General features: G+C 70.3%; 5 protein-coding genes. 2 read left to right on the forward strand and 3 right to left on the reverse strand.

What is annotated here, in order from left to right:
* Positions 1 to 148: 148 nt before the first annotated feature.
* Both VF647_23165 and VF647_23170 read right to left on the reverse strand, forming a co-directional pair.
* Positions 149 to 682 (reverse strand): DUF1232 domain-containing protein, encoded by a 534-nt coding sequence (locus VF647_23165; GenBank protein HEX8454997.1) that lies wholly within the window; start codon positions 680 to 682, stop codon positions 149 to 151.
* Between the two features lie 37 nt (positions 683 to 719).
* Positions 720 to 1,118, reverse strand: coding sequence for a DUF2281 domain-containing protein (locus VF647_23170; protein ID HEX8454998.1), 399 nt, complete (start codon positions 1,116 to 1,118; stop codon positions 720 to 722).
* Between the two features lie 209 nt (positions 1,119 to 1,327).
* On the opposite strand from VF647_23170, the gene VF647_23175 reads away from it, so the two are divergent.
* Positions 1,328 to 2,035, forward strand: a complete 708-nt coding sequence (locus VF647_23175; GenBank protein ID HEX8454999.1) for a phosphatase PAP2 family protein — start codon at positions 1,328 to 1,330, stop codon at positions 2,033 to 2,035.
* 401 nt (positions 2,036 to 2,436) lie between these two features.
* Here VF647_23175 and treY read toward each other — a convergent pair whose 3' ends face one another.
* A complete protein-coding gene (treY, locus tag VF647_23180) occupies positions 2,437 to 5,364 on the reverse strand; it encodes a malto-oligosyltrehalose synthase (protein ID HEX8455000.1) in 2,928 nt (975 codons plus the stop codon).
* A 93-nt stretch (positions 5,365 to 5,457) separates the two neighbouring features.
* Here treY and glgX point away from each other — a divergent pair.
* On the forward strand, positions 5,458 to 7,214 hold a 1,757-nt coding region (gene glgX, locus VF647_23185), incomplete at its 3' end, for a glycogen debranching protein GlgX (GenBank protein HEX8455001.1).

Consider the following 7,214-nt stretch of genomic DNA (forward strand, 5'->3'; position numbering starts at 1 on the left):
CCCGCCGGTCCCGTCTCCGCGGTGCGGAGGGGACGGCGGGCAGTCGGTTCGGTTGCGCGCGGTTCAGGTGTTCCATAGTGAAAGATACGGAGAGGGCCGCCGGGCTGTCAACGCCCCGCGGCCCCCTTCCGTCCATCCCGAATGCGCCTTAGTGGCTGCCGAGGAGGATTCCCTTGAGCGGCGCGGGAAGGAGGTTGCTGCTGCGCTCCACCACGTCGAGCGCGGCCTCCAGCGTGCCCTGGTCGCCCTCCCAGTGCTCCAGCATGAGCTCGATGCCGGCGTTGTTCACCAGCCGCGCCAGCGCGACGCCCACCACCACCACGTCGTCCAGCTCGCCCAGGAAGGGGATGACGTCCGGGATGGCGTCCGCGGGGACGGCGGCGTAGGCGAGGGCGGCCACCACCAGCCCCTTGTCCAGCATGGAGACGCGGGGGTCGCGCGCCAGCCGCACCACCAGACGCCCGAAGTTGGGGAGGTCGCGCAGCAGCGACATCATCATCTCGCCGCGATCGGGGGCTCCCCCGCCCTTCCCTCCGCGGCGCGGGCGCGGGGCGACGGTGCGCGGGCCCACCAGGTCGTCGTCGTCGTCCAGCACGCTGCGGCGGCGCGGCGCATCGCCCGCGGATTCCATGTCGTCGTCGCTGCTGAAGCGGCGGCGCGAGCTGTCGTTGCGGTCGGCCATGTCTCTCGTGGTTGATGGAGTTCGCCGGGGCGAGCCCTCACCCCGCCTTCGTTCCGTCCTCGCCGCGGTCGGTGCGCGGCGGGATCTGCGGCTGCGCGGCCCCATTCTGCCCGGCGTCGCGCGGCGTCTCCGGCCCAAGCACGACCTGTTCCACTTCGCGGATCACGGTGCGGCTGGCATCCGAGATCCCGGACACCACCTTCCCCGCGGTGCCCATGATCCCCAGCGCGCCCTTGATGGTGCCGTACGCCAGCCCCTGCAGCCGCATCCGGTCCTCCAGCCGCTCGGTGAAGCGCTGGACGGAGTTGGGCTCGCGTTGCGGGGCGCGGTTGTACTTGGACGCCAGGAACTCGATGTAGTCGAGCACCTGGTAGACCTGCTCGTCGGGTAGCGCCTCGATCTGGCGGACCAGACGCTGTCGAAGGCCCTCGTGCATGATGATGCCCTTTTCCGGTTGTGACGCCCGCTCGCGGGGCGCGATTTCCGTGCCGGGGAAGGCCCGGCCGTCCGGCGGGGTACGTGCGCGCTGGAGGCGCGGTTTCGTGCAATGTGGCCGCCCGCGTTCAACCGTGCAAACGCCGCGTTGCCCGCGCCCGTTTGGTCCTCTACCTTGCCGCGCCCCCTCCTCTCCCCCGCCCCGCGACCATGCGCCGCCTCCTCCTCGTCTGCCTCGCCCTCTGCGCCGCCGCCCCAACGCCGGCCGCCGCCCAGCGCCGCGCGGAGCCGTTCATCGCCGGTGCGGTGCTGATCGGTGCGGCGCTGCTGGACCGCCCGGTGGACCGCGCCATCCCGGCCGGCGGCGGCACGCGGCTGGACTGGGCCACGCGCGGCCTCAACTACGGCGGGCGCCCCGCCTACGCCCTGATCGCCCTCGGCGGCGCCTACGCGGGCGGCCGCCTGGCCGACGAGCCGGAGCTCTCCTCCTCCACTGCGCACATCGTCGGTGCGCTCCTCGCGGCTGGCGCGGTGAACGGGACGCTCAAGTACGTCGTCGGCCGCGAGCGCCCCTCCGCCACGGACGACCCGCTCCACTTTCGCCCCTTCAACGCGGATAATCGCTGGCAGTCGTTCCCCTCCGGCCACGCGGTCGTCGCCTTCTCCCTCGCGGCTTCCATCTCGGAGGAGGTGGATCGGCCCTGGGTGACCGTTCTGACCTATGGCGGCGCGACGCTGGTCGGCTGGTCGCGCATCTACGACGACAAGCACTGGACGAGCGACGTCGTCGGCGGCGCGCTGGCGAGCGTTGTGGTGAGCCGGGCCGCCCTGCGTGCCCTGCACCGGAGGCATCCGCACGCGGACGGCGCGACGGTGGTGGTGATGGGGGATGGGGTGGGGGTGCGGGTGCCGTGGTAGGCCCTCACCCCCGTCTCGTTACACTCGACTGCCCCCTCTCCCGATAACAGGAGAGGGCTGCGCCCTCCTGTCATCGGGAGAGGGGGCGTGGGGTCCAGGTGCGATGGGCGGGGATCGGTCGTAGGAAAGGGAGGGCAGACACGTGGGTCTGCCCCTACCGGGATCGTGTGTGGACGCGAGGGCCGAGGAGCGCGGAGGGCGGGCGCGAGGACTCGCGCCCGTACGGGATCTGTGCGAAGCACCCGGCAGTTCTCCCCCTCCCCCGCCCTGCGCCCCCGCAGGCGGGGGAGGGGGCCGGGGGGAGGGGGCCGTGTCCGCCCCCTCTCTCGATAACGGCGAGGGCGGAGCCCTCTCCTGTTATCGGGAGAGGGGGCAGCGAGGAACGAGCGGGGGTGAGGGCCCTACCCCACCCGCTCCAGCAGCCCCACCGGAAACTCCGCGAACACCGCCTCCGCGTCCAGCACCGCGCTGCCGCCCAGGTCGCGGGTGCGCAGCTCGACGCCGGTGAAGCGGTCCACGTAGGTGCCCGCCAAGTCGGGCGGGAGGACGATGCGCGTGGCCTTCCACAGCTTCGCGGTCGGGAGGGCGAAGTCCTGGTCGCGGGTGAGGGTCGCGATCAGGCGCGGAACGACGGTAATGACGGCGGCGCCCTCCGCACGGCGGGCGAAGGCGACGGCGTGGTCGGCGCGCTCGCCTTCCGTCATCAGTGGTAGGTACTCGCCGGTCGCGAAGAGGTCCGGGTAGGCCTGGCGCACACGGAGCGCGGTCTGGGTCAGGTACAGCTTGATGCGGCCGTCCTCCCAGCCGTCCACCAGCGAGCGGGCGACCTCGCGGCGCTCGCGCTCCTCCAGCGATGACTCGAGCGAGGCGAGAAGGGAGCGGCGCAGGGGGAAGTCGACCGGGCGGCGGTTGTCGGGATCCACGAGCGAGAGGTCCCAGATCTCCTGGCCCTGGTACACGTCCGGCACGCCGGGCGAGGTCAGCTTCACCAGCGTCTGGGCCAGCGAGTTGACCATCCCCAGCCGCGCGACCGGCGGGTGGAAGCGGACGAAGTCGTCCAGGAACGGGTTGTCGCCGCGGCGCAGGATGGTGGCGACGAACTCCTTGAGGCCCTCGTCGTAGGCTTGATTGGGGTTGATCCAGCTGGTGTTCAGCTTGGCCTCGCGCGTGGCCTTCTCCATGTACGCCTGCACCCGGCGGACGAGGTCCTGGTGCACCTGGTCGTTGACCTCGCCGAAGGGCCAGGCGCCCACCAGCGTCTGGTAGAGGAGGTACTCGTCGTTGTCGTCCGGCACCAGGTGGTCGGCGCCGTCGGAGAGCTTGTGGGCGCGGTTGATCTCGGCCCAGCGGAAGACGTGCTCCTCCCAGAGGTCCGGGATCTCGGAAAGGATGTTGATGCGGGCGCGCACGTCCTCGCTGCGCTTGGTGTCGTGCGTGGACGACGCGCTCATGCTGGCCGGCCAGCGCTCCGCCCGCTCCAGGTTGAAGGCGTGGAACTCGTCCGGGGTGATGCCGAAGCGGTCCGGTTCGCCGCCCACCTCGTTCAGCGAGATCAGACGGTTGTACAGGTAAAAGGTGGTGTCCTCCACCCCCTTGGCCATCACGGGGCCGGTGAGCTGCTGGAACTTCATCACGAAGCGCGCGTGGTCCTCCCGCGCCTCGGGGCTCAGCGAGTCTGGCCAGCGCAGGAGCAGCACGTCGTGCAGGAACTCGAAGAGTGACCTGCTCACGTCCGGGTTGCGGCGCTTGGCGGCGCGGATCGCCTGGTCCACGTACCGGCGGTCGTCGTCGGAGACGGCGCCGGCGTGGGCGTCCACGTAGGTGCGGTACACGGGGAAGCACGCGATGATCTCGCGGAGGACGTCGCGCAGGGCGCCCCACGTGAAGTCGCGGTAGCAGCGGTTCTCGGTGGAGAGGCGGTCCAGCATGCTCGCCAGCACGGTCAGCTCGCTGATGAGCGACGAGCGCAGGATCAGCTTCTTCTTGTCGTACACCAGGTCGTGGAACTTCCACCGGTTGCGCGCGAAGCGGTGGTACAGGTCGTCCATCCGCTGCGCCTGCGCCGGGTCCACGAAGATGCCGTTGACCCGGTTCATGTACTCGTACCCCACCGTCCCCGCCACCGGCCAGTCGTCCGGCAGCGTCTCGTCGCCCGTGAGGATCTTTTCGACGAGGACGTAGAACTGCTCCTTCGCCTCGATCCCCGCCGTCTCGCGCTGCAGCTCGCGCAGGTACTCGCGCGGATGGAAGAGGCCGTCCGGGTGGTCAATGCGCAGCCCCGTCACCCGCCCCTCGCGGACCAGGCGCAGGATCAGGCGGTGCGTGTCCTGAAAGACCTGCGGCACCTCGGTGCGCAGGCCGGCGAGGTCGTTGACGTCGAAGAAGCGCCGGTAGTTGATCTCCTCAGCCGCCACGCGCCAGAAGGCCAGCCGGTACGCCTGGTCGGAGAGGAGGGTGTCCAGCCGGTCGAAGGAGCGCGGGTCGCCCACGGTGCCGTTGAAGGTCTTCACCGCCCCGTCCAGCGCCTCGCGAACCTCCGCGCTCGCCGTGTACAGCGCGTGCAGGCGGCGGCGCGTGACGATGCGCTCGCGGTTGCGCTCCTCGATGCTGGCTTCGTCGGTGCTGCCGCGCGGGGGCAGGTTCTCCAGAGCGGTGACGATGCTCGCCAGCTCCATCCGCTCCTCGCTGTCCTCTTTCAGGCGCACGTGGTCCAGCGCCTCGCGCAGCACGGCGGCGGTGGAGCCGGGGGCGACCGGGAACCAGTTCTCGTAGTACTCCGCGCGGAACTGCCCCGAGTCGTACACCAGCTTCAGCTCGCCCGCCTCCAACACGCACCCGTACTGGTCGCCCAGCACGGGAAGGAGCACCTTGCCCTGCAGGTCCGGCGAGCGGGCGTTCCAGTCGATGTCGAAGAAGCGCGCGTAGGGCGACGAAGGGCCGTTCTCCAGCACGTTCATCCACCACGGATTGCTGGCCCCGGCGATCCCCATGTGGTTGGGGACGATGTCCAGCAGGTGGCCCAGTCCGTGCTCACGCAGCAGCGCCGAAAGCCGGGCGTGGTCCGCCTCGGTGCCGATCTCGGGGTTCAGCGCCTCGTGGTTGGTGATGTCGTAGCCGTGCATGCTCCCCGGCCGCGCCTGCAGGTACGGCGAGGCGTACAGGTCGCTCACGCCCAGCTCCGCCAGGTACGGCACGATCTCCGCCGCGTCACGAAAGGTGAAGCCGCGGTTGAACTGGATGCGGTAGGTGGCGCGCGGGATGCGTCCCGCGTTCGCCGCCCCGTCCGGGGCGGCCCTTTGTTCGGATGGCTGCACGATCTCTATGGTCACACGGGTGGATAACGCTTAAACCGCCCACGGGGCGGGGCGGCGGCCACTCGCAAGAAGCGGGCACGCCCCCGCCACACGCCCTGACCCACGCAGATGCCCAGTTCGTTGCCCCCCGCGGCGCCGCCCCGCCGCAACACCCCGTTTCAGCAGGTCCCCGGGTTCCTGGAGGACGCCGAGACCGCCTGGCCCGGCAAGCCCTACCCCCTCGGCGCGCGCTGGGACGGCGAGGGGACCAACTTCGCCGTGTACAGCGAGCTGGCGTACGAGGTGGAGCTCTGCCTCTTCGAGCGCCCGGACGACCCGGAGCCCTCGCGCACCGTGCGGCTGCGCGAGCGCACGGCCTTCGTGTGGCACGGCTACGTGCCGGGGGTGATGCCGGGCACCTTTTACGGTTTCCGCGTCAACGGGCCCTACGACGTGGCGCGCGGCCAGCGCTGCAACCCCTTCAAGCTCCTGATCGACCCCTACGCCCGCGCGCTGGCCGGCGAGATCCGCTGGGACGGGCACCCCTTCGCCTACCCCTTCGAGCAGCCGGGGGAGGACTGGGTGCTGGACGACCAGCCCGACCACCGCGCCATCCCCAAGGGCGTGGTGGTGGACGACTCGTTCGACTGGCGGGGCGACGAGCCGCCGCGCATCCCCTGGCACCAGACGGTCATCTACGAGGCGCACGTGAAGGGGCTCACCCGCCTGCACCCCGACGTGCCGCCGGAGCTGCGCGGCAAGTACCCGGGGGTGGCGCATCCGTCCATCATCCGGCACCTCAAGTCGCTGGGCGTAACCGCCATCGAGCTCCTCCCCATCCACGAGTTCGCGGACGACCTCTTTCTCAAGCAGAAGGGGCTCACGAACTACTGGGGCTACAACTCCATCAACTACTTCGCGCCGGACGGGCGGTACGCGCACGCCCGCGACTACGGCGAGCAGGTGCGGGAGTTCAAGGAGATGGTGCGGTGCCTCCACGCCGAAGGGATCGAGGTGATCCTGGACGTCGTCTACAACCACACGGCGGAGGGGCACCACCTGGGGCCGACGCTGTCGTTCAAGGGGATCGACAACCCCACGTACTACCGGCTGGTGCCGCACAATCCCCGCTTCTACATGGACTACACGGGGACGGGGAACTCGCTCAACCTGCGCCACCCGCAGACGCTGCAGATGGTGATGGACTCGCTGCGCTACTGGATCCAGGAGATGCACGTCGACGGCTTCCGCTTCGACCTCGCGTCCACCCTGGCGCGCGAGCTCCACGCGGTCGACCGGCTCTCGAGCTTCTTCGACGTGATCCACCAGGACCCCGTCATCAGCCAGGTGAAGCTGATCGCGGAGCCGTGGGACGTGGGCGAGGGCGGCTACCAGGTGGGGAACTTCCCCGTGCTCTGGGCGGAGTGGAACGGCAAGTACCGCGACACGGTGCGCGCGTACTGGCGCGGCGAGCCCGGCACGCTGGGCGAGCTGGGCTACCGCATCACCGGCAGCAGCGACCTGTACGAGAGCGACGGGCGCCGCCCCCACGCCTCCATCAACTTCGTCACGGCGCACGACGGCTTCACGCTGCACGACCTGGTGTCGTACAACCACAAGCACAACGAGGAGAACGGCGAGGGGAACCGCGACGGCGCGGACGACAACCGCTCGTTCAACTTCGGCGTCGAGGGCCCCACCGACCGGCCGGACATCGTGCGCGCCCGCGAGCGGCAGAAGCGCAACTTCATGGCGACCATGCTCCTGTCACAGGGGGTGCCCATGATTTGCGGAGGCGACGAGATGGGGCGCACGCAGCGCGGCAACAACAACGCGTACTGCCAGGACAACGAGATCTCCTGGATCGACTGGGATCTCACCGCCGC

Origin of the sequence: Longimicrobium sp. (assembly GCA_036387335.1) — a bacterium.
Taxonomy (GTDB): Bacteria; Gemmatimonadota; Gemmatimonadetes; order Longimicrobiales; family Longimicrobiaceae; genus Longimicrobium.